The sequence below is a fragment of the Blastococcus sp. SYSU D00695 genome (assembly GCF_054050555.1).
Map to the genome: position 1 here is coordinate 75,470 of NZ_JBJGZP010000005.1, position 26,326 is coordinate 101,795.

General features: G+C 74.5%; 20 protein-coding genes. 13 read left to right on the plus strand and 7 right to left on the minus strand.

What is annotated here, in order from left to right:
- Positions 1–344: 344 nt before the first annotated feature.
- Positions 345–2,468, minus strand: coding sequence for an excinuclease ABC subunit UvrB (uvrB, locus tag ACI781_RS05060; protein WP_456564982.1), 2,124 nt, complete (start codon positions 2,466–2,468; stop codon positions 345–347).
- Between the two features lie 444 nt (positions 2,469–2,912).
- On the opposite strand from uvrB, the gene glgX reads away from it, so the two are divergent.
- The 5 genes from glgX (at position 2,913) to ACI781_RS05085 (ending at position 10,848) form a co-directional block, all read left to right on the plus strand.
- Entirely contained in the window at positions 2,913–5,018 is a 2,106-nt protein-coding gene (gene glgX, locus ACI781_RS05065) for a glycogen debranching protein GlgX (RefSeq protein WP_456564983.1), read from the plus strand.
- A complete protein-coding gene (treY, locus tag ACI781_RS05070) occupies positions 5,015–7,327 on the plus strand; it encodes a malto-oligosyltrehalose synthase (protein ID WP_456564984.1) in 2,313 nt (770 codons plus the stop codon). Before glgX ends, treY begins: the two co-directional genes overlap by 4 nt.
- A gap of 89 nt (positions 7,328–7,416) precedes the next feature.
- A complete protein-coding gene (locus tag ACI781_RS05075) occupies positions 7,417–8,286 on the plus strand; it encodes an MOSC domain-containing protein (protein WP_456564985.1) in 870 nt (289 codons plus the stop codon).
- Between the two features lie 83 nt (positions 8,287–8,369).
- On the plus strand, positions 8,370–10,124 hold the full coding sequence (treZ, locus tag ACI781_RS05080) for a malto-oligosyltrehalose trehalohydrolase (RefSeq protein WP_456564986.1): 1,755 nt from the start codon (positions 8,370–8,372) through the stop codon (positions 10,122–10,124).
- 1 nt (position 10,125) lies between these two features.
- The gene (locus tag ACI781_RS05085; RefSeq protein ID WP_456564987.1) at positions 10,126–10,848 is read left to right on the plus strand and encodes a dihydrofolate reductase family protein; all 723 of its coding nucleotides are present in this window, start codon (positions 10,126–10,128) and stop codon (positions 10,846–10,848) included.
- A gap of 128 nt (positions 10,849–10,976) precedes the next feature.
- Here the strand turns inward: ACI781_RS05085 and ACI781_RS05090 are convergent, their stop codons facing one another.
- Entirely contained in the window at positions 10,977–12,446 is a 1,470-nt protein-coding gene (locus tag ACI781_RS05090; protein WP_456564988.1) for a serine/threonine protein kinase, read from the minus strand.
- Positions 12,447–12,679: 233 nt separating this feature from the next.
- Positions 12,680–13,387 carry a TasA family protein gene (locus ACI781_RS05095; protein ID WP_456564989.1) on the minus strand — a complete coding sequence of 236 codons (708 nt, stop codon included), beginning with the start codon at positions 13,385–13,387 and terminating at the stop codon, positions 12,680–12,682.
- A gap of 253 nt (positions 13,388–13,640) precedes the next feature.
- Here ACI781_RS05095 and ACI781_RS05100 point away from each other — a divergent pair, with 253 nt between their 5' ends.
- Positions 13,641–15,149: a sensor histidine kinase gene (locus tag ACI781_RS05100; RefSeq protein WP_456564990.1), complete on the plus strand. Its 1,509-nt coding sequence runs from the start codon at positions 13,641–13,643 to the stop codon at positions 15,147–15,149.
- The gene (locus tag ACI781_RS05105; RefSeq protein ID WP_456564991.1) at positions 15,146–15,832 is read left to right on the plus strand and encodes a LuxR C-terminal-related transcriptional regulator; all 687 of its coding nucleotides are present in this window, start codon (positions 15,146–15,148) and stop codon (positions 15,830–15,832) included. Before ACI781_RS05100 ends, ACI781_RS05105 begins: the two co-directional genes overlap by 4 nt.
- A gap of 5 nt (positions 15,833–15,837) precedes the next feature.
- On the opposite strand, the gene ACI781_RS05110 is transcribed toward ACI781_RS05105, so the two are convergent.
- Both ACI781_RS05110 and ACI781_RS05115 read right to left on the minus strand, forming a co-directional pair.
- Positions 15,838–16,428 (minus strand): hypothetical protein, encoded by a 591-nt coding sequence (locus tag ACI781_RS05110; RefSeq protein ID WP_456564992.1) that lies wholly within the window; start codon positions 16,426–16,428, stop codon positions 15,838–15,840.
- Complete coding sequence (locus ACI781_RS05115) at positions 16,425–17,351, minus strand: hypothetical protein (protein WP_456564993.1); 927 nt, start codon at positions 17,349–17,351, stop codon at positions 16,425–16,427. Before ACI781_RS05115 ends, ACI781_RS05110 begins: the two co-directional genes overlap by 4 nt.
- An 86-nt stretch (positions 17,352–17,437) precedes the next feature.
- Between ACI781_RS05115 and ACI781_RS05120 the strand changes: the two genes are divergently transcribed.
- The 6 genes from ACI781_RS05120 to ACI781_RS05145 are packed head-to-tail and all read left to right on the plus strand — an operon-like array spanning position 17,438 to position 22,841.
- Entirely contained in the window at positions 17,438–18,127 is a 690-nt protein-coding gene (locus ACI781_RS05120) for a signal peptidase I (RefSeq protein WP_456564994.1), read from the plus strand.
- A 4-nt stretch (positions 18,128–18,131) separates the two neighbouring features.
- A complete protein-coding gene (locus tag ACI781_RS05125; RefSeq protein ID WP_456564995.1) occupies positions 18,132–19,202 on the plus strand; it encodes an ATP-dependent DNA ligase in 1,071 nt (356 codons plus the stop codon).
- Positions 19,199–19,930 (plus strand): class E sortase, encoded by a 732-nt coding sequence (locus ACI781_RS05130; protein ID WP_456564996.1) that lies wholly within the window; start codon positions 19,199–19,201, stop codon positions 19,928–19,930. The genes ACI781_RS05125 and ACI781_RS05130 overlap by 4 nt, the downstream gene beginning before the upstream one ends.
- An 11-nt stretch (positions 19,931–19,941) precedes the next feature.
- On the plus strand, positions 19,942–20,100 hold the full coding sequence (locus tag ACI781_RS05135; protein ID WP_456564997.1) for a hypothetical protein: 159 nt from the start codon (positions 19,942–19,944) through the stop codon (positions 20,098–20,100).
- A 59-nt stretch (positions 20,101–20,159) separates the two neighbouring features.
- Positions 20,160–21,722, plus strand: a complete 1,563-nt coding sequence (locus ACI781_RS05140) for an alpha/beta hydrolase (RefSeq protein ID WP_456564998.1) — start codon at positions 20,160–20,162, stop codon at positions 21,720–21,722.
- 51 nt (positions 21,723–21,773) lie between these two features.
- A complete protein-coding gene (locus ACI781_RS05145) occupies positions 21,774–22,841 on the plus strand; it encodes a DNA polymerase domain-containing protein (RefSeq protein WP_456564999.1) in 1,068 nt (355 codons plus the stop codon).
- Between the two features lie 12 nt (positions 22,842–22,853).
- Here ACI781_RS05145 and ppsA read toward each other — a convergent pair whose 3' ends face one another.
- Positions 22,854–25,271 carry a phosphoenolpyruvate synthase gene (gene ppsA / locus ACI781_RS05150; RefSeq protein ID WP_456565000.1) on the minus strand — a complete coding sequence of 806 codons (2,418 nt, stop codon included), beginning with the start codon at positions 25,269–25,271 and terminating at the stop codon, positions 22,854–22,856.
- Complete coding sequence (locus ACI781_RS05155; RefSeq protein ID WP_456565001.1) at positions 25,268–26,149, minus strand: pyruvate, water dikinase regulatory protein; 882 nt, start codon at positions 26,147–26,149, stop codon at positions 25,268–25,270. The genes ppsA and ACI781_RS05155 overlap by 4 nt, the downstream gene beginning before the upstream one ends.
- Between the last annotated feature and the right edge of the window lie 177 nt (positions 26,150–26,326).

Consider the following 26,326-nt stretch of genomic DNA (forward strand, 5'->3'; position numbering starts at 1 on the left):
CGTTCCTCCGGTCGACAGACAGACGGGTGTCCGTACCGGAGGTCTCTCCCGCCGCGAGCCCAGGGCCTCGCGACCGGCAGCGCCGGAGGCCGTGGGGCCTCGTACTGACGACACTGCCGCTGGGGATACTCCCCTCCACGTCGAGATCGTCCGGGCGTGACGCAGCGAGCCGTCACGCCAGGCGGTCTCGACTGGGTGAACGGCCGAGCGGCCCGGGGAGTTCCCGGGCGACTGTGAGCCCGCTCTCAGTCCGCGGACTCCCCGACCGCGGCGATCATCGGCGGGTGGCTGCGCGACACGCGGGCGCGAGCAGCCGTCCGCCGATGATCGACGACGAGCCGGCGTCAGGCGTGTGCGGCGTCGAGCTGGCGGAGCTCCTTCTTCAGCTCGGACAGCTCGTCGCGCAGCCGGGCGGCGACCTCGAACTGCAGCTCGCGGGCGGCCGCCAGCATCTGCTCGTTCAGCTGGGTGATCAGGTCGGCCAGCTCGTTGCGCGGCAGTCCCTGGACGTCGATCGCCCCGGCCTTGGCCCCCCGCGCCTTCGACGACAGGCCGGGCACCGGCGACTTGCCGCGCGACTGCTGCCGCCCGGACCCGCCGAGCAGCTCGGTGGCGCCCTGCGCGTCCTCGGCCTCGCGGTAGATGCCGTCGAGGATGTCGACGATCTTCTTCCGCAGCGGCTGCGGGTCGATGCCGTGCTCGAGGTTGTAGGCGATCTGCTTCTCGCGCCGGCGGTTGGTCTCGTCGATCGCCAGCGCCATCGACGGGGTGACCTTGTCGGCGTACATGTGCACCTGGCCGGACACGTTGCGCGCGGCGCGGCCGATCGTCTGGATGAGCGAGGTCCCCGACCGGAGGAAGCCCTCCTTGTCGGCGTCCAGGATCGCCACGAGCGAGACCTCGGGCAGGTCGAGACCCTCGCGTAGCAGGTTGATGCCGACCAGCACGTCGTACTCGCCCTGCCGCAGCTCGCGCAGCAGCTCGACCCGGCGCAGGGTGTCGACCTCGGAGTGCAGGTAGCGGACCTTGATGCCCATCTCGAGCAGGTAGTCCGTCAGGTCCTCGGCCATCTTCTTGGTCAGGGTGGTGACCAGGACGCGCTCGTCCTTCTCCACCCGGACCCGGATCTCGTGCACGAGGTCGTCGATCTGGCCCTTGGTCGGCTTGACCACGACCTCCGGGTCGACCAGGCCGGTCGGTCGGATGACCTGCTCGACGAACTCCCCACCGGTGCGGCCGAGCTCGTAGTTGCCCGGCGTCGCCGACAGGTAGACGGTCTGCCCGATCCGCTCGACGAACTCCTCCCACTTCAGCGGGCGGTTGTCCATCGCCGAGGGCAGCCGGAACCCGTGGTCGACCAGCGTCCGCTTGCGGCTCATGTCGCCCTCGTACATGCCGCCGATCTGCGGCACGGTCACGTGCGACTCGTCGATGACCAGCAGGAAGTCGTCGGGGAAGTAGTCGAGCAGGCAGGAGCCGGCGGACCCGGCGGCGCGGCCGTCGATGTGCCGGGAGTAGTTCTCGATCCCGGAGCAGAAGCCGACCTGGCGCATCATCTCGATGTCGTAGGTGGTGCGCATGCGCAGCCGCTGGGCCTCCAGCAGCTTGCCCTGGCGCTCCAGCTCGGCCAGCCGCTGCTCCAGCTCCGCCTCGATGGAGCCGATGGCGCGCTCCATCCGCTCGGGACCGGCGGCGTAGTGGGTGGCCGGGAAGACGAACAGCTCGTCGACCTCGCGCACGACCTCGCCGGTGAGCGGGTGCAGGTAGTACAGCCGCTCCACCTCGTCGCCGAACATCTCGATCCGGACGGCGAGCTCCTCGTAGACCGGGAAGACCTCGATCGTGTCGCCGCGGACCCGGAACGTGCCGCGGGTGAAGGACAGGTCGTTGCGGGTGTACTGCTCGGTGACCAGGGTGCGCAGCAGCTCGTCGCGGTCGCGCTCCTCCCCCACCTTGATCTTCAGCGCCCGCTCGACGTACTCCTCGGGCGTGCCCAGGCCGTAGATGCACGAGACGGTCGCGACCACGATCACGTCGCGCCGGGTGAACAGGCTGTTGGTCGCGGAGTGCCGCAGCCGCTCGACCTCCTCGTTGATCGAGGAGTCCTTCTCGATGTAGGTGTCCGTCTGCGGGACGTAGGCCTCGGGCTGGTAGTAGTCGTAGTAGCTGACGAAGTACTCCACGGCGTTGTCCGGGAACAGCTCGCGGAACTCGTTGGCCAGCTGGGCGGCGAGGGTCTTGTTCGGCGCCATCACCAGCGTCGGGCGCTGCACCTGCTCGACGAGCCAGGCGGTGGTGGCCGACTTGCCGGTGCCCGTCGCGCCGAGGAGGACGACGTCCTGCTCGCCGGCGTTCACCCGCTCGGCGAGCGCCGTGATCGCGGCCGGCTGGTCACCGGAGGGCTCGAACTCGCTGACGACGCGGAACCGCCCCCGCGTGGGCCGCTTCAGGTCGGTCTTCGCTCGCACGCGTCGACGGTACGACGGGGGTGTGACAGGACGGCGGGTGTGACGGGACGACTCCCCTGCGACACGCGTGGCCGGTGGGGTCACCGACTTGCGCCGCGGGCCGACCGGCTGCTCCCCATCCCGGCCCGACCCCGATAGTGTCCCGCGCGCAGGAGCGGTCCCGGCCGGGGACCAGCGCCACCCGGGTCGCCCGGGCGAGGACGGACCCCGGCGGGACCGCTCCTTCTGCGTCCGCGGCCGGCGGCTCCCTGCGCCGCCCCGCCGCGCCCCCTCCGATGACGCTGCGTGACGTGTCCGGACCGACACCCCGCGGACGTGTGCCGGGCCCTCCGCGCGGGCACCCGGCAGCCCGGAGCAGCACGCACCGACCTCCCGCCGACGGCCGCGGCGGGAGGCCACCGGCCCCCGCCGACGTCGGGGGCGCAGCGCAGGAGGACGGCGTTCATGACCCAGGTGTGGCCCGGGAGCGCGTACCCGTTGGGTGCCACCTACGACGGCACCGGCACCAACTTCGCCCTCTTCAGCGAGGTCGCCGAGAAGGTCGAGCTGTGCCTGTTCGACGAGGCCGGCAACGAGGAGCGGATCCGGCTCCCGGAGATGGACGGCTACGTCTGGCACGCCTTCCTGCCCGGGATCCAGCCGGGCCAGCGCTACGGCTTCCGGGTGCACGGCCCCTACGAGCCGGAGCACGGCCACCGCTGCAACCCCAACAAGCTGCTGCTGGACCCGTACGCGAAGGCGATCGACGGGGCCGTCGACTGGGACGAGGCGTGCTTCGGCTACCGCTTCTCCTCCGGGGAGCGCAACGACGACGACTCGGCGCCGCACATGCCCAAGTCCGTCGTCGTCAACCCGTACTTCGACTGGGGCGTCGACCGGCCGCCGCGGACCCCCTACAACAAGACCGTCATCTACGAGGCCCACGTCAAGGGCCTGACGATGACGCACCCGCGGGTGCCGGAGGAGCTGCGCGGCACCTACGCCGGCATCGCGCACCCGGCGGTGATCGAGCACCTGCAGGACCTCGGCGTGACGGCGATCGAGCTCATGCCGGTGCACCAGTTCGTGCAGGACGACACCCTGCTGCAGAAGGGCCTGCGCAACTACTGGGGCTACAACACGATCGGGTTCTTCGCGCCGCACAACGAGTACGCGCAGAACAGCGACGGGCAGCAGGTGCAGGAGTTCAAGGGGATGGTCCGCACCCTGCACGAGGCGGGCATCGAGGTGATCCTCGACGTCGTCTACAACCACACCGCCGAGGGCAACCACAACGGCCCCACCCTGTCGTTCAAGGGCATCGACAACCGGGCCTACTACCGGCTGGTCGAGGGCGACGAGCAGTACTACATGGACACCACCGGCACCGGGAACTCGCTCAACGTGCGGCACCCGCAGTCGCTGCAGCTGATCATGGACTCGCTGCGCTACTGGGTGACCGAGATGCACGTCGACGGGTTCCGGTTCGACCTGGCCTCCACCCTGGCCCGGCAGTTCCACGAGGTCGACCGGCTGTCGGCGTTCTTCGACCTGGTGCACCAGGACCCGATCGTCAGCCAGGTCAAGCTGATCGCCGAGCCGTGGGACGTCGGCGACGGCGGCTACCAGGTCGGCAACTTCCCCGCGCTGTGGACCGAGTGGAACGGCAAGTACCGCGACACCGTCCGCGACTTCTGGCGGGGCGAGGACGCCACGATCGGCGAGTTCGCCAGCCGCATCTCCGGCTCGGCCGACCTCTACAAGCACTCGGGCCGGCGGCCGGTGGCCAGCATCAACTTCGTCACCGCGCACGACGGCTTCACGATGCGCGACCTCGTCTCCTACAACGAGAAGCACAACGAGGCCAACGGCGAGGGCAACAACGACGGCGAGAGCCACAACCGCAGCTGGAACCACGGCGTCGAGGGGCCGACGGACGACCCCGAGGTGCTGGCGCTGCGCGCCCGCCAGCAGCGCAACCTCCTGGTCACGCTGATGCTGAGCCAGGGCGTGCCGATGCTGCTGCACGGCGACGAGCTGGGCCGCACCCAGAACGGCAACAACAACGGCTACTGCCAGGACTCCGAGCTGACCTGGATCGACTGGGAGTCCGTCGACGAGGGCCTGCTGGAGTTCACCCGGACGCTGACCCGGCTGCGCACCGAGCACCCGACCTTCCGCCGGCGCCGCTTCTTCCACGGCCGGCCGGTGCGCCGCGAGGAGGGCGACCCGGTGCAGGACGTCGCCTGGTTCACCCCGGGCGGGGAGCTCATGTCCGACGAGGACTGGGACGTCGGCTTCGCCAAGTCGCTGGCCATGTACCTCAACGGCCACGGCATCCGGGAGACCGACGAGCGCGGTGAGGACGTCGTCGACGACTGCTTCTACCTCGCGTTCAACGCCTCCCACGAGCCGATCGAGTTCACGGCGCCGCCCGCGGAGTACGCCGACGGCTGGACGGTCGTCGTCGACACCGCCGAGCTGCACGAGGTGGAGCCGGTCGTCGTCAAGGCCGGCGAGACCCTGGCCGTCGCCGCCCGCGCCACCGTCGTCCTGCAGGCCGGCGCGTGAGCGAGCCGGACCGTCGCGCCGTCCCCGGCGCGACCTACCGGCTGCAGGTGCACGCCGGGTTCACCCTGGACGACGCGGCCGCCGTCGCCGACCACCTGGCGGCCCTCGGCGTCACCCACGCGTACTCCTCCCCGCTGCTGCGCTCGGCGGCGGGCAGCACGCACGGGTACGACACGGTCGACCACGCGCACGTCGACGAGGCCCGCGGCGGGCGGGAGGCGTTCGACCGGTTCGTCGCGGCCCTGCACGGGCACGGCCTCGGGCTGGTGCTGGACATCGTCCCCAACCACATGGGCGTCGCCGACCCGGCGGAGGCGCCGTGGTGGTGGGACGTGCTGCAGCACGGCCGCGACAGCGCGCACGCCGACGCGTTCGACGTCGACTGGGAGTTCGGCGGCGGGCGGGTCCGCCTCCCGGTCCTGGGGTCGGCCGACGACGTGGAGGAGCTGGTGGTGGTGGACGGGGAGCTGCGCTACTACGACAACCGCTTCCCGATCGCCCCCGGGACCGGCGACGGCACGCCGCAGCAGGTGCACGACCGACAGCACTACGAGCTGGTCGACTGGCGCCGGGCGGACGGCGACCTGAACTACCGGCGGTTCTTCGCCATCAACACCCTCGCGGGCCTGCGCGCGGAGGACCCGGCGGTGTTCGACGCGACGCACGAGCTCGTGCTGCAGCTGGTGCGCGAGGGCGCCGTCGACGGGCTGCGGATCGACCACCCCGACGGCCTGGCCGACCCGAGGGGCTACCTGGACCGGCTCGCCGAGGCCTCGGGCGGCCGGTGGACGGTCGTGGAGAAGATCCTCGAGCCGGGCGAGGACCTGCCCGAGGGCTGGGCGGCGGCGGGCACGACCGGCTACGACGCGCTGTCGGAGGTCGACCAGGTGCTGGTCGACCCGGCCGGCGAGGCGGCGATGACCGCCCTGGACACCGAGCTGGCCGGCGCGCCGGTCGAATACGCCCGCCTCGTGCACGACTGCAAGCGCGAGGTGACCGACGGGATCCTCGGCTCGGAGGTGGCCCGGCTGGTGCGGGTCGTCGGCGAGCTGCCCGGGGTGGACGCCGAGCAGCTGACCGAGGCGCTGGCCGAGCTGCTGGCCTCCTTCGACGTGTACCGCAGCTACCTGCCCGACGGCCGCGAGCACCTGGACGCCACGGTGGCCGCCGTCCGCGACCGCCGTCCGGACCTGGTCGCGGCGCTCGACGCGCTGCACCCGGTGCTCGGCGCGGCCGGCACCGAGGCGGCGACCCGGTTCGAGCAGACCAGCGGCCCGGTCATGGCCAAGGGGGTCGAGGACAGCGCCTACTACCGGTGGGCGCGGTTCGTGGCACTCAACGAGGTGGGTGGGGACCCGGCCCGGTTCGGGACGACGGTCGGCGAGTTCCACGAGGCGCAGGCCCGGCGGCTGGAGCGCAGCCCGCAGGCGATGACGACGCTGTCCACCCACGACACCAAGCGCAGCGAGGACGTGCGGGCGCGGCTGGCCGTCCTCGCCGAGCTGCCGGCCGAGTGGGCGGACCTCGTGCACCGCCTGCTGGCCCGCTCGCCGCTGCCCGACCGGCCGCTGGCCCACCTGGTGTGGCAGAACCTCGTGGGCGCCTGGCCGCTGTCGCGGGAGCGGGCGCAGGCGTTCGCGGAGAAGGCGGCCCGCGAGGCCGGCACGTCGACGACCTGGACCGACCCGGACGAGGGGTTCGAGACGGCGCTGCGGGCGCTGGTCGACGCCGCCTACGACGACGAGGAGTCCCGCGCCGGGCTCGCCGCGTTCGCCGACCGGATCGCGCTGCCCGGCTGGTCGAACTCGCTGACCCAGAAGCTCGTGCAGCTGACGATGCCCGGCGTCCCGGACGTCTACCAGGGGACCGAGCTGTGGGACCACTCGCTGGTCGACCCCGACAACCGCCGGCCGGTCGACTACGACCTGCGGCGGCAGCTGCTGTCCCGGCTGGACGGCGGCTGGGTGCCCGCCGTCGACGAGACGGGCGCGGCCAAGCTGCTCGTGGTGTCCCGGGCGCTGCGGGCGCGGCGCGACTGCCCCGGGCTGTTCACCGGCTACACCCCGGTGACCGCGACCGGCCCGGCCGCGGACCACCTGCTGGCGTTCGACCGGGGCGGCGCGGTCACGGTGGGCACCCGCCTGCCGGTCGGCCTGGCCCGCACGGGCTGGGGCGACACCGCGCTGCCGCTGCCCACCGGGGCGTGGCGCGACCTGCTGACCGGCGAGCGGCTCGTGTCCGACGCCGGCGGGGTGCGCGCCGACGCGCTGCTGGCGCGGCTGCCGGTGGCCCTGCTGGTCCGCGACTGACGCGGCGTCCCGCCCCGTGGCCGACCGGGCCGCGGGGCGGGACGCGTGGCCCGCGTCACGCCGCGGCCCGGCGCGTGGTCTGATGCGGCGTGCACATCGACGCCCTGTACCGGTTCCCGGTGAAGTCGCTGCTCGGCGAGGAGGTCGACCGGCTGCGGCTGACCGACCGGGGCGTCGTCGGCGACCGCGCGCTCGCGCTCGTCGACGCCGACGGCCGGGTCGCCAGCGCCAAGCACCCCCGCAAGTGGGGTGCCCTGCTCGGGATGTCGGCCCGGTTCACCGCCGAGCCGGAGCCGGGCGCCCCCACGCCGACCGTGGTGATCACCCTCCCCGACGGCACCGAGCTCAGCAGCGACGACCGGCGGGCCGACGCGGTGCTGTCGGACGTGGTGGGCCAGCCGGTGCGGCTCACCGCCGAGGTGCCCGAGGGCGGCCAGTTCGAGGAGCACTGGCCCGACATCGACGGCCTGGCCCCGGCCGAGGTCATCGAGGGCAGCACCCACGCGTTCGAGGGCGCGGACCCGGTCAGCCTCTTCCCGATCGGGATGATGGCCCCGTCGGGCACCTTCGTCGACCTCGCGCCGCTGCACCTGCTCACCCGGGCCACGCTCGAGCAGCTCACCGAGCTCGGCGGGGGCAGCGACTTCGACGTCCTCCGCTACCGCCCCAACGCCCTCGTCGCCGGCACCGGGCCGGGGTTCGCCGAGGACGACTGGGTCGGCCGCACCCTCGCGCTGGGCGACGCCGTCCGCGCGGGCGTGAGCATGCTGACGATGCGCTGCGTGATGACCACGCTGGCCCAGGGCGGTCTGCCCGAGGACCGGGGCACGCTGCGCACCGTGGCCCGCCACCACCGCCGCGAGATCCCCGGCATGGGCACCTGGGCCTGCGCCGGTGTCTACGCCGACGTCACGGGCCCGGGCACCGTGCGGGTCGGGGACCCGGTCACGCTGGCCTGAGGCGACGGTTGGCCGCCGGGCACGCGGGCATGACCGGTCCTGGCCGCAGCCACCCCACCCGCACCGTTCCCGGAGGTCCCCGCATGCCCGAGCCCGTCGAGTTCGCCGTCTGGGCGCCGGTCCCCTCGCGGGTCCGCGTGCAGGTCGACGGCGCCGTCCACGACATGGCGCGGGACGACGACGGCTGGTGGCGGGCCGAGGTCGCGGCCGGCCCCGAGGCCGACTACGGCTTCCTGCTCGACGACGACGACGCGGTGCGCCCCGACCCCCGCTCGCGCCGGCAGCCGCAGGGCGTGCACGGGCCGTCGCGGCGCCACGACCCGACCGCGCACGGCTGGGCCGACCAGGCGTGGACCGGGCGCCCGCTGGCCGGCGGCGTGGTCTACGAGATGCACGTCGGCACCTTCACCCCCGAGGGCACGCTGGACGCCGCCGTCGGCCGGCTGGACCACCTCGTGGAGCTGGGCGTGGACTTCGTCGAGCTGCTGCCGGTCAACGGGTTCAACGGCACGCACAACTGGGGCTACGACGGCGTCCTCTGGTACACGGTCCAGGAGGAGTACGGCGGCCCGGCGGCCTACCAGCGGTTCGTCGACGCCTGCCACCAGCGCGGGCTGGGCGTGATCCAGGACGTCGTCTACAACCACCTCGGCCCGTCGGGGAACTACCTGCCGCTGTTCATGCCCATCTTCAGCGAGGGCGGCGCGAACACCTGGGGCGACTCGATCAACCTGTCGGGGCCGGACTCCGACGAGGTGCGCCGCTACATCGTCGACAACGCGCTGATGTGGCTGCGCGACATGCACGTCGACGGGCTGCGGCTGGACGCCGTCCACGCGCTGGTCGACGAGCGGGCCACGCACGTGCTCGAGGAGCTGGCGCGGGAGGTCGACCGGCTGTCGGTCGCCGTCGGCCGGCCGCTGACGCTGATCGCCGAGAGCGACCTCAACGACCCGCGGATGGTCACCCCGCGGGTGGCCGGCGGCCTCGGGCTCACCGCGCAGTGGAGCGACGACTTCCACCACTGCCTGCACGCCGTGCTGACCGGCGAGGCCCAGGGCTACTACGCCGACTTCGCCGAGGCGGGGCTCGGCGGGCTGGCCAAGACCCTGACCGGCGCCTTCTTCCACGACGGCGCGTGGTCGAGCTTCCGCCGGCGGCACCACGGCCGGCCGGTCGACACCGCCGCGCTGCCCGGCTGGAAGTTCCTGGGCTACCTGCAGGACCACGACCAGATCGGCAACCGCGCGGTCGGCGACCGGATCTCCGCCTCCCTCTCCCCCGGCCTGCTCGCCGTCGGCGCGACGCTGGTGCTGACCAGCCCGTTCACGCCGATGCTGTTCATGGGCGAGGAGTGGGGCGCGACGACGCCGTGGCAGTTCTTCACCAGCCACCCCGAGCCCGAGCTGGGCAGGGCGACGGCGGAGGGGCGGATCGGCGAGTTCGCCGCGCACGGGTGGGACGCCGAGGAGGTCCCCGACCCGCAGGCCCCGGAGACCTTCACCCGCTCGAAGCTGGACTGGTCCGAGCTGGAGCGGGAGCCGCACGCCCGCCTGCTCGCCGTCCACCGGGCGCTGCTGGCGCTGCGCCGCGCGCACCCGGACCTGGTCGACCCGGACCTGTCCGCGGTCGAGGTGAGCTGGGACGACGAGGACCGCTGGCTGATCGTGCACCGGGGCGCGCTGCGCGTCGTGGCGAACCTCGCAAGCGAGCCCCGCGAGATCGACCTGGACCGGGACGCCACCGGGGTGCTCTTCGCCACCGGGGACCGGCCCGGCCTGGACGGACCGACGGTGACGCTGCCCGCGGAGAGCGCGGCCGTGGTCACCACCGCCTGACGTGCGCCGCCTGCTGCCGGCGCCGGACCCGGCCGACCTGGACGATCTCGCGCTCGCCGACGCCTACCGGCTGCCCGGGCGGTCGGTGCGGGTGGACTTCGTGGGCTCGCTGGACGGCGCGATCGCGGTCGAGGGCCGCAGCGGCGGGCTCGGGTCGCCGGGCGACAGGCGGGTGTTCCGCACGCTGCGGGCGCTCGCCGACGTCGTCCTCGTCGGCGCCGGGACGGCGGCCGCGGAGGGCTACCGGCCGGTGGCCGCCGACTCCGCCGTCGGCACGCTGCGCGCGGCGCTGGGCCGGCCGGCGACCGCGCCGATCGCGGTCGTCTCGCGGCGGGCGTCGCTGGCGCCGGGTGACCGGCTGGCCGCCGACCCCACGATCCTGGTCACCTGCGCGGCCTCGGACCCCGCCCGCCGGGCCGCCCTGGCCGACGCCGGGGTGACCGTGCTGGTGTGCGGCGAGGACGAGGTCGACCTACCGCGGGCGCTGGACGAGCTCGCCGACCGCGGACTGGCGCAGGTGGTGTGCGAGGGCGGCCCGGCGCTGTTCGCCGCGGCGCTCGCGGCCGGGGTGGTGGACGAGCTGGACCTGACGATCGCGCCCGCGCTGGTCGGCGGGCAGACCCGGCTGCTGCCGTCGTCGCTGCCCGAGGTGGTGCGGCCGCGGCTGGTGCAGGTGCTCGAGGAGGACGGCGTCCTCTTCACCCGCTACGCCCTGCGCGACTGACCCGGCCGCCGGCGGGGCCCTCCGCCGGCGCAGCCCCGGGCGCGGGTGTGCAGGGATCCACGTCATCGGCGCGCCGTGACGTGGATCCCTGCACACTCACGCCGTGCCCGGCCACCCGCTGCCCGACGTCAGCGGTGCCCGCGCCCGTGGCCGTGCCCGCGCCCGTTACCGCCGTCCCGGTCGCCCTTCCCGCCGTCGTCGTCCTGGCCGTCGTCGTCCTGGCCGTCGTCGGGGGTCGGGGTCGGGGTCGCCGGCGGGGCGGCCGCGTGCGTCACGGTGACGGTGGAGCCGACCTCCAGCTCGCCGTCCGGGGAGACCGCGAGCACCTCGCCGTCGGCCGCGTCCGCGGTGGTGACCGGGCGCAGCTGGACCGTGAGACCCAGCCGCGCCAGCTCGGCCTGCACCGCGGACACCGGCCGGCCCACGAGGTCCCCGGCGTCGATCGCGACGACCTCCGGCGACGGTGCCGGCTCGGCGGTGGTCGGGACCGTGGTGCCCGGCGGCTCCGCGCTCGCCGTGGGCCGCGCGTCGGCGGGGGTGCCGTCCCCGCGCCCGGCGAGCACGAGCCCGGCCGCGACGGCGGCCGCCACCAGCAGCAGCGCCGCGAGCGCGGCGACCAGGCGCCGGCGGGAACGGGCGGGAGAGCCGGGCGGCGGGGTCGCCGGCGGCACGGGCAGCGGCAGCACCCGGGTGCCGTGCGGCGGGACGGCCCGCGCCGGCAGGACGGCGGTGGCGCCCGACTCCGGCGCGGCGGGCGGGACGGCGTCCGGGAGTCCCCCGGCGAGCACGGCGCCCACCGCGTCGCGGACGGCGGCGCCGTCGGGGAGGCGCCGCGCCGGGTCCTTGACCAGCATCCGGTCGACGAGGGCGCGCAGGCCGGCGGGGACGTCGGCGGGCAGCGGCGCCGGCTGCTCGCCGATCTGCCGCGACGCGACCTGCACGGAGTCCCTGCCCTCGAACGCCCGCCGGCCGGCGAGCATCTCGTAGGCGACCAGGCCCAGGGCGTAGACGTCGCTGGCCGGCGTCGCCGGCGCCCCCTGCGCCTGCTCCGGGGAGAGGTAGTGCGCGGTCCCCATGACCTGCCCGGTGCCGGTGAGCGGGATGCTGGCCGCCGACGACGCGATGCCGAAGTCGGTGAGCTTGACCGTGCCGTCGCGGGCGACCAGCACGTTGCCGGGCTTCACGTCGCGGTGCACCACCCCGACCGCGTGGGCGGCGGCCAGCCCCGCGGCGGTCTGGCGCAGCACCGAGGCGGCGCGCGCCGGGGCGAGCCGGCCCTCCCGGCTCAGCAGCTGCGACAGCGACTCCCCCTCGACCAGCTCCATGACCAGGTGGGCCAGGTGCTGCGGGCCGGCGGTCTCGCCGTAGTCGAACAGGGTCGCGATGTTCGGGTGGCCCAGCGACGCGGTGTGCCGGGCCTCGGCGCGGAACCGGGCCAGGAAGGCCGGGTCGCCGGTGTACTCGCCGCGCAGCAGCTTGAGCGCGACGTCGCGGCCGAGCAGGGTGTCGTGCGCGCGCCACACCTGGCCCATCCCGCCGGTCGCCAGCAGCGACCGCAGCTCGTAGCGGTCGGCGATCCTGGTCGGCGTGGGCTGCACGCACCCTCCTCTGCTCGGTCCCGCGGCGGGGTCCGGCCGTCCATGATCCGCTGTGCCCCGGGAAGCGCTCACCCTCGGGAGGTCGGGACGGCGAGTCGCCCCCCCGGTGATGTGCACCCACGGCGCGTTCGCGGGGCCGGAGCGCGCCCGGGGCGCACATCACCCAGGCGGAGGCGCCGCAGACGCCGCGAGGGCGGCCCGGGGAGTTCCCGGACCGCCCTCGGCGGAGTGGATCAGGGGAGCTGGGCCTGGGTGGGGTTGTTGCTGACGGTGCCGCCCGCGTTGCCGGCGACGCTGCGCGAGCCAGTGGCGACGGGGGCCTGGTTCAGGGTCGCGGTGAACGTGAAGGTCGTCACGTCGCCCATCACGGCGTTGGTGGCGTTGCCCGGCAGGGAGACCCGGAGGACGATGCAGCGCCCGCTGTCCTTGCCGACGGCGCCGAGGGCCTGGGCGTTCGCGGCCGCGGACTGCTTGAGCGTCGTCGCCGGGCCGATGGCGGTCCCACCGGTCTGCGTCGCGCAGGTGGCCTCGGTGGCGGTGGTGTTCTCGAAGAACTGGACCTGCGCGGTGGCGGAGAACTCACCGTTGGTGCCCCAGTCGCAGGTCGCGTCCCCGGCGTAGACGCCCTGGATCGGCTCGCGCTCGGCCTCGGAACAGTTGCGGTCCTCGTCGCCGAGGATGGTGAGGTCGGCGAGCAGGGTCGCGTTGGTCGTGCCCGCGTTGTTCACCCAGTAGCCGTAGGTGGCCGTGTCGCCCGGGTTGAGCCCGAGACCGGTGATGGTGGCCGACTCGGACCCCCCGAGCGTGAGGTCCATGGTGCCGGCGCCCGCGTTGCCGGCGCGGTTCTCCGTGTCGGTGAACGAGGCGAAGGTGCCGCTGGCACCGAAGGCGATGAGCGCGGCGCCGCCCATGGCGGCGGAGGCGATGGCGATCTTCTTCACGGTGGGTCTCCCTGTCGATGTCCCCGTCGACCGACGGACGTCTCTCACCGGGCGCTGCGCCCCCGGCGTCGACGTCGAGACTCCGGTGAGCCACTCCCCCCGGGCATCGTCGAATCTGTTGATCCGGCGCCAACCCGTCTCGCTCGTCACAACCGTCCCGCTCGGCCCAGGCCCCCCTCCAGGGACGCAGCGGTTCCGGTGGAGTCACTCCTTCGTGGTCTTCTCTCCAACGACGACCACGGGGGGTCCGCGCATGCCCAGCACCACCACCGCTCCGGCTCCGTCGCGGAGCATCGCCGGGCGGGTCGGCCACGCCCGGCTCGCCGTCGCCGCTCTCGCGATCGCCCTGGTGGCGCTCGCCGACCACGAGGCGCGGCACGCCGTCATGGCCGTCCTGGGGACGCTCGGCTTCCTCGGCGCCGGCTGCGGCTTCCTGCTGCGCTGGCGGGTCACCGGCAACGACACGACGGCCCGGATCGGCGTCGGGCTGCTGCTGGTCGGCCTGCACCGGCCGGCGAGCGCCATCACCCACGCCTTCCTCGAGCACCGGTGGACGGCGGTGGGCGACACGGTCGGCCTGGTCGTCTGCGCCGTCGCGGCCACCGCGGTCCTGCGGGCCTTCCCCGACGCCGGGACCCGCCGCCGCCCCGTCACGCTCACGCTGCTGGCGGCCACCCTCGGCGGGGCGCTGCTGATGGCCCTCGGCGCGTTCGTCCCCGCGCTCGCCCGCCCCGGCCTGGCCGCGGCCTGCCTGGGCATGTCGCTGCTGTGGGGGGCCACGGCCGTCGCCGCGTGGCGCAGCGACCAGCTCAGCAGCGGGCACCGCCGGGCCGCGCGGGCGCTGGCCGCCATCGCGCTGATCCTGTCCGGGCTGACCGCGCTCGCGATGTTGCCCGCCGCGCTGCCCGGCGCGACGCTGGCGGTCCGCACGGTGAACGACCTCGCGTTCGTGGCCGCCTCCGTCGTCGCCGTCCTCTCCGCCGTCCGCCGGCTGACCGACGCCCTCGCCGGGCAGGAGCGCTACGTCGCCGGGCTGCTGGAGCAGGTCGCCGGGCACGAGCGCCACCTCCAGCAGGCGCGGGCCTGCCTGCACGACGCCCGCGCCGCCGTCGCCGGGGTGCGGGCGGCCGGCTCCGCGGTCCGGCACGTCGCCGGACCGGCACGGGCCGAGCTCGAGGAGTCGATGGCCGCCGAGCTCGAGCGGGTCGAGCGCCTGCTCCGCCTGCCCGACCGCACCCCGCGGCTGAGCGACGTGGACCTCGACCGGTTGGTCCGCCCGCTGGTCGTCAGCCACCGCGAGCGGGGGCTGCGCGTCCGCTGGGCCCCGACCGGAGCCGGACCGGTCGGCCTGGACGGCGACGCGCTGGCCGTCGTCGTCGGCAACCTGCTCGGCAACGCCCTGGTGCACGCCCCCGGTGCCCTCTGCACACTCACCGTCGAGGTGGGTGAGCAGCTCACCGTGACCGTCGCCGACGACGGGCCGGGCCTCCCGGCGGGCCGGCGGGCCGCGGCCTTCGAAGCCGGCGAGCGCGGCACCGCGAGCCCAGGCGAGGGTCTGGGCCTGGCCATCTCCCGTGACCTGGCCCGCCGGCACGGCGGCGACCTGGTCGCCGCCGACGCCGCGCGTGGCTGCCGCTTCGTGCTCACCCTGCCGGTCACGCGGGCGACGGGCACGGCCGCGATGGCGGTCCCCACCGCCGCGGTCCCCCGCCCCCGCGCGGCGGCCGACGCGGCCCCGGCCCCGGTGGGGGTGCGCCGGTGACGGCTCCGGTGCTGCTCGTCGACGACCACTCGCTCTTCGCCCAGGCCCTGCAGCTGGGTCTCGCCGCCGCCGGTCTCCCGGCCGAGCGGATCGTGCCGCGCACGGCCGCCGACGTCCGGGCCACGTGCGCGGCCTCGGCGCCCGCCACCGTGCTGCTCGACCTGCGGCTGGGCACCGGGGAGGACGGCGAGCCGATCGAGGGCCTGGACCTGGTCGGCCCGCTCACCCAGGCCGGCTGCCGGGTCGTCGTCGTCACCGGCGAGGTCGGGGACGACGTCTGGGGTACCGCCGTCGAGCGCGGGGCGGCCACGGTGCTGGCCAAGGAGACCGCGCTCGACGACCTCGTCGCCGTGGTCCGCGCCGTGCACGCCGGGGAGCGGGTCCTCGACGAGGGCCGCCGGCAGGACCTGCTGGCCGCCGCGCGGCGGGCTCGCAGCGCGGCGGACGCCCGGCTGGCGCCGTTCCGCTCGCTCACCCCGCGGGAGGACGAGGTCCTGCGGTGCATGGCCGACGGCCTGCCCGCGGCGGCCATCGCCGCGGCGGCACACGTCAGCGAGGCCACGGTGCGGACGCAGATCCGCGCCGTCCTGAGCAAGCTGCAGGTGTCCTCGCAGCTGCAGGCCGTCGCGCTGGCCCGCCAGGCGGGCTGGCTGGACGACCGGCCGGGAGTCCCCGCCCGCTGAGCGGCTCAGCCGTTCCGGGGACCGCCACCCCGGGTGTCGTTCCCGACGCCGTTGGGGACGTGGACGCGCACGTCGACCAGTGCCGTGTCGCTGAACCCGCCGCCGCCCTGCCGGAGGTCGAACCGCAGGGCACCGTCCCAGTTGACGGCGCCCTGGCGGGGAGCCGAGCCGGCCGCGACACGGACGACGACGTCGACGCTGGGGGTGGCGGCGTCCAGCCCGGTCAGCTCGACGGGCCCGGCCGCCAGGTCGCACAGCTCCTCCGCGACGGGGATCGCCCGGCCGGGCACCGAGAAGCTCACCACCACGTCCGGCAGCCGGCACGGGCCGGACGGCGCGTCGACGGAGACGGACAGCGTCGCCGCGGAGCTCCCCACCAGCCGGGCGGTCACCTGCCCGCCCTCCACGTGCTGCGCGTGCAGCTGGAGCCGCTGCCCCGCCCGGGCCTCGGTCTCGACCTGCAGGTCGAGCGTGCCGGCGCCGGCCGAGGCGTCCACGCTCTCCGAGTCGGTGAACCCGGCCAGGGTGCCGGTGACGCCGAGCATCGCGGTGCCGGCCAGGACGCCGGCCAGCGCCCACTGCGTCTGCCGCCTCACGCCGGCTGCTCCGTCCGGCGACGGCGGCGCAGCAGCAGGAACAGCGACCAGAACAGGGCCACGGCGGCGAGGAAGACCCCGCTCCAGATGAGCGCCGCGCCCAACAGCGAGGTGTCCGCGGCCCGGGTCTGCACCGCCACGCCCTCCCCGCCGACCGTGACCGACGCGTCCGAGCGGCCGACGACCTCGCCCTCCGGCCCGTCGGCGGCCGGCGCGACCGACCCGGCGCCCGCACCGTCGGCGGCCGGGAGGCCGGCCCCGGTCCCGCCGCCTGCCGGCCCCGCGTCCGCCGGCGCGCCGGCGGTGCCGTCCGCCGGGCCGCCGGCCGCCCCGGCTCCCAGCGCGGACCCGGCCGGGGTGCCGACGGGCACCTCGACGGTCGCGGGAACGCCGCCGCCGGCCGGCCGACCCGGGAGGTCCTGCGCGACGACGCGCAGGTCGACGACGGCCTCGTCGGACTGGGCGCGGTCGTTCTCCGGCAGGTCCCGGAAGGTCAACGCGAAGCGCAGGCAGGTGACCCGGTCCCAGTCGGCAGGGGTGGACACCGCCAGCTCGACCGGGCCGGATGCGAGGAGGTCCAGATCGCGCGGCAGCCCGATCGCCTCGCAGGCGTCGTCCCGGGACACCCCGGGGGTCACCGTCGCCTGCAACTGCCCGGCCAGTTCGCCCTGCTCCGCGTCGCATGACCGGTCACCCGCAGCGTCCTCGGGCTCGAGGCAGCCGTTCTCCAGCTGGACGAGCCGGGTCACCTGCACGGTGACCCGGTCGGGCACCTCGGCCCACTCGCCCGGCGTCAGCGCGATCGGCAGCACCTGGGTCTGCCCGGGCAGCAGTGGGCCGTCGGCCGCGGCGGAGCCGGCTCCCGCGAGCACGCCGAGCCCGACCGCCACCACGGCGGCGGAGCGGGTCAGGGTGCGGCGCACGCGGAGGATGCTCCCCGCGGCCGGCGGGCGGCCACATCGTCAGAATCGATGATGTCGCGCACCCCCGCGCCCGCGAGACTCGGAGCGTGCCCTCCCCCGCCCCCGCGAGCGCGACGAACCCGGCGGTCCGCGCCCTGCGGCTGGTGGTGGCATGGGCCCTCGGCCTCGTCCTGCTGGCCAGCACCGGCGCCGCGCTCGGGGTGGCCCTCTACCCGACGGTCACCGGCGGTCAGGCGCTCGCCGTCCTCTCCGGCAGCATGCAGCCCGACCTGCCGGTCGGCGGCATGGTCTTCACCCGGGAGGCCGACCCGGCAGCGGTCGAGGTCGGGGACGTCATCACCTTCCGGCACCCCTCGGACCCCGCGGCGGTGGTCACCCACCGGGTGATCGCCGTCGACACCTCGTCCGGCTCGCCGGTGTTCACGACGAAGGGCGACGCCAACGAGGACCCCGACGTCGACCCGGTGCCCGCCTCCGCGGTGCAGGGCGAGCTGTGGTTCTCGGTGCCGCAGATCGGCCGGGTCACGGCGATCCTGCACTCGCCCAAGGGCGTCGGCGTGCTCGTCGTCCTCGTCTGCGGGCTCATCGCCGTCCACCCCGGCAAGCGCCCCGGCGACGACGAGCCGGACTCGCCCGCCCCGGTCGGAGAAGTCGACGCCGACAACGCCCGCACCGTGGTGATGGCGCCGGTCGTCGACGAGCCCGCGACCGCTCTGGTCGGCGCTGCGCGACCGCGCGTCCCCGTGCCCCCGCCTGCGGTCCGGCTGCTTGACTGACCGCATGGACCTGCCCGTGCTCCCGCCGGTCAAGCCGATGCTGGCCAAGGCGGCCACGAAGCTGCCCACCGCGGACGGCCTGTTCTACGAGCCCAAGTGGGACGGCTTCCGCTGCATCGTCTTCCGCGACGGCGACGAGGTGGAGCTCGGCAGCCGCAACGAGCGCCCGCTCACCCGCTACTTCCCCGAGGTCGTGGAGGCGGTGAAGGCGGCGCTGCCGGAGCGGTGCGTGGTGGACGGCGAGATCGTCGTCCCGGCCGGGGACCGGCTGCACTTCGAGGCCCTGCTCCAGCGGATCCACCCGGCGGCCAGCCGGGTCGCGCTGCTGGCCGAGCAGACCCCGGCCACCTTCGTCGCCTTCGACCTGCTGGCCCTCGGCGACGAGTCGCTGATGGAGCTGCCGTTCGAGCAGCGCCGCGCGCGGCTGACCGAGGCCGTCCGGCCCACCGACCGGGTGCACACGACCGCGATCACCCGGGACCCGGCGACGGCGCAGCGGTGGTTCGAGCAGTTCGAGGGCGCCGGGCTGGACGGCGTCGTCGCCAAGGCCCCCGACCTGCCCTACGGACCCGACCAGCGGCTGATGACCAAGGTCAAGCACGTCCGCACCGCCGACTGCGTGGTCGCCGGCTTCCGCTGGCACAAGAGCGGGCCGATCGTGGGGTCGCTGCTGCTGGGGCTCTACGACGGCGAGGGCGACCTGCAGCACATCGGCGTCGCGGCCTCCTTCCCGATGGCCCGCCGCGCGGAGCTGGTCGAGGAACTGGCCCCGTACCGGGCCGAGGCGCTGGACGGACACCCGTGGCAGAGCTGGGCCAACGCGCAGACCGGCACCGACGGCGAGCACCGGATGCCGGGCGCGCAGAGCCGCTGGAACGCCGGCAAGGACCTGTCCTGGGTGCCGCTGCGGCCCGAGCTGGTCGTGGAGATCAAGTACGACCAGCTGGAGGGACGGCGGCTGCGGCACACCGGCCAGTTCCTCCGCTGGCGGCCCGACCGGGAGCCGCGCAGCTGCACCTACGACCAGCTCGACGTCCCGGTCCGCTACGACCTCGCGGAGGTGCTGGCCGGGTGAGCCGCGCAGGTGACCTGGTCCGCACCGGAGTACGCGGCGTCGGGCAGGCGCTGCTGACGCTCGGCTTCGTCCTGCTGCTGTTCGTCGTCTACGAGCTGTACGTCACCGACCTCCTCGCCGACCAGGCGCAGGAGGAGCTCAGCGGCGAGCTGCGCGACGAGTGGGACGGGGGATCGGCGGCCACGCCCGCGCCGATCACGCCGGAGGCCGGCGAGCCGTTCGCCTTCCTGCACATCCCGGGGCTGGGCGCGGGGTGGAACCGCGCGGTGGTCGAGGGCACCGGCCAGGACGAGCTGGCCGAGGGGCCCGGCCACTACGTCGGGACGGCGCTGCCGGGCGAGCAGGGGAACTTCGCCGTCGCCGGGCACCGGGTGGGCCGCGGTTCGCCGTTCCTCGACCTGGACCAGCTGCGCCCGGGCGACCCGATCGTCGTGGAGACCGCCGACGCCTGGTACGTGTACCGGGTGCTGGGCGACCCGGCGACCGGGGACTTCACCGGCGGGCCGGTGCCCGGTCAGCAGATCGTCACGCCCAGTGACGTCTCGGTGATCTCCCCCACTCCGCTGGCCCCGCCGGAGGCGCCGCCGTCGGGGGCCTACCTGACCCTGACGACCTGCCACCCGAAGTACTCGGCGCGGCAGCGGCTGATCGTCCACGCCTTCCTCGAGGGGGGCCCGGTCCTGCGGGCCGACGCCCCCGACGGCCCGCCCGCACTGCAGGAAGGCTGAGGTCAGAGCCGGTGTACTCGTGGATCTGGCGGCACCTGCCCGGCGGCACCGGCGGCAAGGCGTTCTGCGCCCTGCTGCTGGTGCTGGCGGTCAGCGCGCTGCTGCTGTTCGTCGTCTTCCCGCGGGTCGAGCACCTGCTGCCGTTCACCGACGTGACGGTCGACCGGTAGCCGGCGGGCTCTCCGCGAGCGGTGGGGCCGGACAGGTCCGTCCGCTACCCTCGGTGATCATGCGCGCCTCCCGCGGTCTGCTGGCCGCCGCGACCGGCCTGCTGGTGGTCCTCACCGGTTGCACCTCCGGCGACTCCGACGAACCGGACGGCACCGCCGCGTCGTCGTCGACGTCGGCCGCCCCGACCGCGGCCGCCGAGGACGTCGACCCGATCGAGCTGCGGGACTGCACCGGGGACATCACGTCGCTGGGCGTGCCCAGCCAGCGGTCGCTGAGCTACGAGTGCGGCTACCTCGACGTGTCGATCAACTACGAGGAGCCCGACAGCGAGACGCTGCCGATGTTCGTGCTGCGCGCCCGCCTCCCCGAGCAGACCGACCGGATCGGCACGCTCGTGGTCAACCCGGGTGGGCCGGGCGCGTCCGGGGCCGACGCCGCGCTCAGCCTGTCGCAGACGCTGCCCGAGGACGTGCTGCGCCGGTTCGACGTCGTCGGGTTCGACCCGCGCGGCGTCGGCCTGACCACGCCCGTCGACTGCTTCGGCGACGCGCAGAAGGACCAGTACTTCTCCGACGAGCCGCGGCCGGCCACGGCCGAGCAGCTGGACCCCGTCCTCGATCTGTACGACGACGTGGCGGCGGCCTGCGCCGACGAGTACGGCGACGCGCTGGGCGCGTTCGACACCGTCGACACCGCGCGGGACATGGACCGGCTGCGGGCCTCGCTCGGCGACGAGCAGCTGACGTTCCTCGGCTACTCCTACGGCACCACGCTGGGCTCCACCTACGCGGAGCTGTACCCGGAGAAGGTGCGGGCGATGGTGCTCGACGCCGCGGTCGACCCCGACGCCGACCCGCAGGCCGACGCCGAGGCCGGCGCGGCCGGCCTGGAGGCCGGGTTCGACGCGTTCGCCGCGAACTGCACCAGCCTGGTGTCGGGCTGCCCGCTCGGGGACAACCCGCGCCAGTTCGTCTACGACCTGCTCGGCGCGGCCGCGGCGGCCCCGATCGCCAGCAGCAAGCCGGGTGAGACGCGCCAGGCCACGCCCGGGCTGGTCATGACCGCGGTGACCGCCGCGATGTACGACCCGGGCTCGTGGCCGCAGCTGTCCCAGGGGCTGCGCGCCGCCAGCCAGGGGGACTCCGCCGGGCTGCTGTCGCTGGCCGACAGCTACTCCCAGCGCCTGGACGACGGCACGTACGCCAACCTCTTCGACGCGAACTTCGCGATCGACTGCGCGGACAAGCCCGAGGACCAGACGTTCGGCCGCGACCAGGTCGCGCAGTTGGCCGCGGACTGGAACGCCCGCTACCCGCTGTTCGGCGCCGACTCCGCGGCCGCGCTGTACCTGTGCGGGGTCTGGGACGCGCCGCGCACGCCGCTGCCGGAGCGCGACGCCGAGGGCAGCGCGCCGATCGTCGTCCTCGGCACCAGCGGGGACCCGGTGACGCCGGTGCAGGGCGCCGTCGACCTGGCCGAGGACCTCACCGCGGGCGTGCTGGTCACCTGGCAGGGGCAGGGCCACACGGCCTACCCGAAGACCGATTGTGTGACAGCAGCGGTCAACGCCTACCTGATCGACCTCGCCGTCCCCCAGGATGGGCTGGTGTGCCCGGCCTGACGCCGGCTCGCTGACCTCGGCCCTGCCGGGCCGAACGACGAGAGGGCGTGGATGGCCTCCAGCAAGGACGCCGTGGTCCTGCAGGTCGACGGGCACGAGGTGCGCGTCTCCAGCCCGGAGAAGCCGTACTTCGCCGATCTGGGCATCCGCAAGATCGACGTCGTGAACTACTTCGTCAGCGTCGGCGAGGGCATCCTGTTCGCCCTGCGGGACCGGCCGACGACGCTGGAGCGGTGGCCCGGCGGGGTGTTCGAGGGCGCGCGGCTGTCCACGCGGATGGACAACTCGGGTGACGCCTTCTACCAGAAGCGGGTGCCCAAGAACGCCCCCGAGTGGGTGCCGACGGCGCACATCACCTTCCCCAGCGGCCGCACCGCCGACGAGATCGCGCCGGACTCGGTCGCGGTCGTCGCCTGGTGCGCGAACCTGGGGACGCTGACCTTCCACCCGTGGCCGGTCGGCAAGGACGACGTCGAGTCGCCCAACCAGATCCGCATCGACCTGGACCCGCAGCCGGGCACCGACTTCTCCGACGCCGTCTGGGTGGCCCCGCACGTGCGGGAGCTGCTCGCGGAGTTCGGGATGCAGGGCTGGCCGAAGACCTCCGGCGGCCGCGGCGTGCACATCTACGTGCCGATCCAGCCGCGGTGGACCTTCACCGACGTGCGCCGGGCGGTCATCGCCTTCGGCCGCGAGCTGGAGCGGCGCCTCCCCGACCGCGTGACGATGTCGTGGTGGAAGGAAGAGCGCGGCGAGAAGATCTTCATCGACTACAACCAGATGGCCCGGGACCGCACGATCGCCTCGGCGTACTCCATCCGGCCCAAGCCGCACGCCCCGGTGTCGGCGCCGCTGGACTGGGACGAGCTGCCCGACGTGCACCCGACGGACTTCACCGTGCTGACGATGCCGGAGCGGTTCGCCGCGGTCGGCGACAAGCACGCCGGCCTGGCCGACCACGCGTTCGGCATCGAGCCGCTGCTGGAGCTCGCCGACCGCCAGGCCGCCGACCAGGGGCTCGGGGACATGCCCTATCCCCCGGACTACCCGAAGATGCCGGGCGAGCCGATGCGGGTCCAGCCCAGCCGCGCCCGGAAGCCGGCGGCCGAGGAGGCCTGACCGCCGCTCGGCTCAGCCGGTCGCCGTCCCCGACCGGGCCAGGTGCAGCCAGGTGTCGACCACGGTGTCGGGGTTCAGCGAGATCGTCTCGATGCCCTGCTCCACCAGCCACGCGGCGAGGTCGGGGTGGTCGCTGGGGCCCTGACCGCAGATCCCCACGTACTTGCCCCGCTCGCGGCAGGCGCGGATGGCCATCTCCAGCACGGCGAGGACGGCGGGGTCGCGCTCGTCGAACCCGCCCGCGACCAGGCTGGAGTCCCGGTCCAGGCCCAACACCAGCTGGGTCATGTCGTTGGAGCCGATGGAGAACCCGTCGACGTGCTCGAGGAACTGCCCGGCCAGCAGCGCGTTGGACGGCAGCTCGCACATCATCACGACCGACAGGTCGTTCTCCCCGCGGCGCAGGCCGTGCCCGGCGAGCAGCGCGACGACGCCCTCGATCTCGGCGACGGTCCGCACGAACGGGATCATGATCTTGACGTTGGTCAGGCCCATCTCGTCGCGGACGTACCGCAGCGCCTCGCACTCCATCGCGAAGCAGTCGGCGAAGTCGGCCGACAGGTACCGGGAGGCGCCCCGGTAGCCGAGCATCGGGTTCTCCTCGTGCGGCTCGTACAGGTCGCCGCCGAGGAGGTTGGCGTACTCGTTGGACTTGAAGTCGCTCATCCGAACGATCACCGGCTCCGGAGCGAAGGCCGCGGCGATCATCGACACGCCCTCGGCGACGCGCTGCACGAAGAAGTCCCGCGCCGAGGGATAGGCGGCGATCCGCTCCCGGACCTGCGCCTGCAGCGGGGCGTCCAGGGTGTCGAGCTCCAGCAGCGCCCGCGGGTGGATGCCGATCTGCCGGTTGATGATGAACTCCAGCCGGGCCAGCCCGACGCCGGCGTTGGGGAGCCGGGAGAACGCGAACGCCTGGTCCGGCGTCCCCACGTTCATCATGATCTTGGTCGGGATCTCCGGCATCGACCCCAGGCCGGTCTCCTCGACCTCGAAGCCGACCTCCCCGGCGTACACCAGGCCGGTGTCGCCCTCCGCGCAGGAGACGGTGACCGGGTCGCCGTCGGACAGCAGCCGGGTCGCGTTCCCGGTGCCGACGACGGCGGGGATGCCCAGCTCGCGGGCGATGATCGCCGCGTGGCAGGTGCGCCCGCCGCGGTTGGTGACGATCGCCGACGCCCGCTTCATGATCGGTTCCCAGTCGGGATCGGTCATGTCCGCGACGAGCACGTCCCCGGCAACGAAGTCGCCCATCTCTTCGACGTCGCGCAGCACCCGGACCGCGCCGGCGCCGATCTTCTGCCCGATCGCCCGGCCCTCGACCAGCACCTCGCCACTGCCGGTGAGCCGGTAGCGGGCGGTCGTGGTCCCGGCGCGCGACTGCACCGTCTCCGGGCGCGCCTGCAGGATGCAGATCTGCCCGGTGAGCCCGTCCTTGCCCCACTCGATGTCCATCGGGCGGCCGTAGTGCTCCTCGATGAGCAGCGCCTGCCGGGCCAGCTCGGTGACCTCGTCGTCGGTCAGCGACAGCCGGCGCCGGTCGGCGGGGTCGACGTCGACGAACTCCGTCGTCCGCCCGACCTCCGCGTGCTCGGTGTAGACCATCTTGGTGGCCTTCTCCCCCACCCCGCGCTTGAGCACCGCCGGGCGGCCGGCCCGCAGCGCCGGCTTGTAGACGTAGAACTCGTCGGGGTTGACCGCGCCCTGCACCACGCCCTCGCCCAGGCCGTAGGCGGCGGTGACGAACACGGCGTCCCGGAAGCCGGACTCGGTGTCCATCGTGAACACGACACCGGAGGCGCCGACGTCCGAGCGGACCATCCGCTGCACGCCCGCCGACAGCGACACCGCTTCGTGGTCGAAGCCGTGGTGCACCCGGTAGGCGATCGCCCGGTCGTTGTACAGCGAGGCGAACACCTCGCGGATCGCGGTGAGGACGGCGTCGATGCCGCGCACGTTGAGGAATGTCTCCTGCTGCCCGGCGAACGAGGCGTCCGGCAGGTCCTCGGCCGTCGCGCTGGAGCGCACCGCGAACGACGCGTCCGCGTCCCCGCCGGCCAGCCGCTCGAACGCCGCCCGGATGTCGGCCTCCAGCGCCGGCGGGAACGGCTGCTCCACGACCTCGCGGCGGATCTCGGCACCGGCCGCCGCCAGCGCCCGCACGTCGTCGACGTCCAGCGCACGCAGCCGGTCGGCGATCCGCGCGGCCAACCCGGTGTCCCCCAGGAACCGCTGGTAGGCCGCCGCCGTCGTCGCGAACCCGTCGGGGACGCTGACCTCGGCACCGGCCAGGTTCGAGATCATCTCGCCCAGCGACGCGTTCTTGCCGCCGACCACCTCCAGGTCGCCCAGCCCGAGCTCGGCGAACCAGCGGACGTTGTCGCCCTCCCCCACCGGGCTGGCCTGGGCGGCGGACTGCGTGCTGCTCATGCGCGGGTCGTCCTTCCTCTGCGGGAGTCCTGGCCGGACCGGGCGCGCGGGCCGCGCCGCTGCCGGGCCAGGGTCTGGATCACCACGGTCGCGATCTCCTCGACCGAGGCGGCCGAGGTGTCCACCGTGGGCAGGTCGTGCGCGGCGTACATGGCGGCCGCCCGGCGCAGCTCGAAGCGGCACTGCTCCTCGGAGGCGTACCGCGAGTCCGGACGTCGCTCCTGCCGCACCCGGCTCAGCCGCGCGACCGTCGTCGTCAGCCCGAAGCACTTCTCCCGCAGGCCGGCCACCGGCGCGGGCAGGTCCGTCGTCTCCAGGTCCTCGTCGACCAGCGGGTAGTTGGCCACGAACAGGCCGTGCTGCAGCGCCAGGTACATCGCCGTCGGCGTCTTGCCGCAGCGTGAGGGCGCGAGCAGGACGACGTCGGCCCGGTCCAGGCCGCGGGTGCCCAGGCCGTCGTCGTGCTCGATCGCGAACTCGACCGCGGCCATCCGGTCGTTGTAGCGGCGCACGTCGCCGACCCCGTGCAGGCGGCGCGCCTCGTGCAGGCCGCGCGCGCCCAGCTGCTCCTCCACCCGCTGCATGTGCAGGCCGAAGAAGTCCACGATCGGGGCCCGGGTGCGCAGCAGCTCCTCGCGGACGTCGTCCACCGCGGCCGTGGAGAACACCAGCGGCGCCACCGGCCCGTCCATCGCCTCGTCCAGCTGCGCCACGACCTCGCGCGCCTGCTCGACCGTGGAGATGAACGGGATCGTGATCCGCTCGAAGTGCACGTCGGGGAACTGGATCAGCAGGGCGTTGCCCATCGTCTCGGCGCTGATCCCGGTGCTGTCGGACAGGAAGAACACCGGCACCACCGACGGGTCGGGCTCGGGCACGATCCCCATCAGCGCCCCGGGCGGTCGGCGGTCATCGCGCGATCATGCCGCGCCGGCCGGCCCGGCGCCTCCCCACCGCGCGCGCCGCGCCCGTCCCGCCGGCGGCCCGTGCCCGCCACCGGGGCCGGCACGGGCGCGGCCGGCCCCGGAGGGCCGCAGTGATGTGCGGCGGCGGCG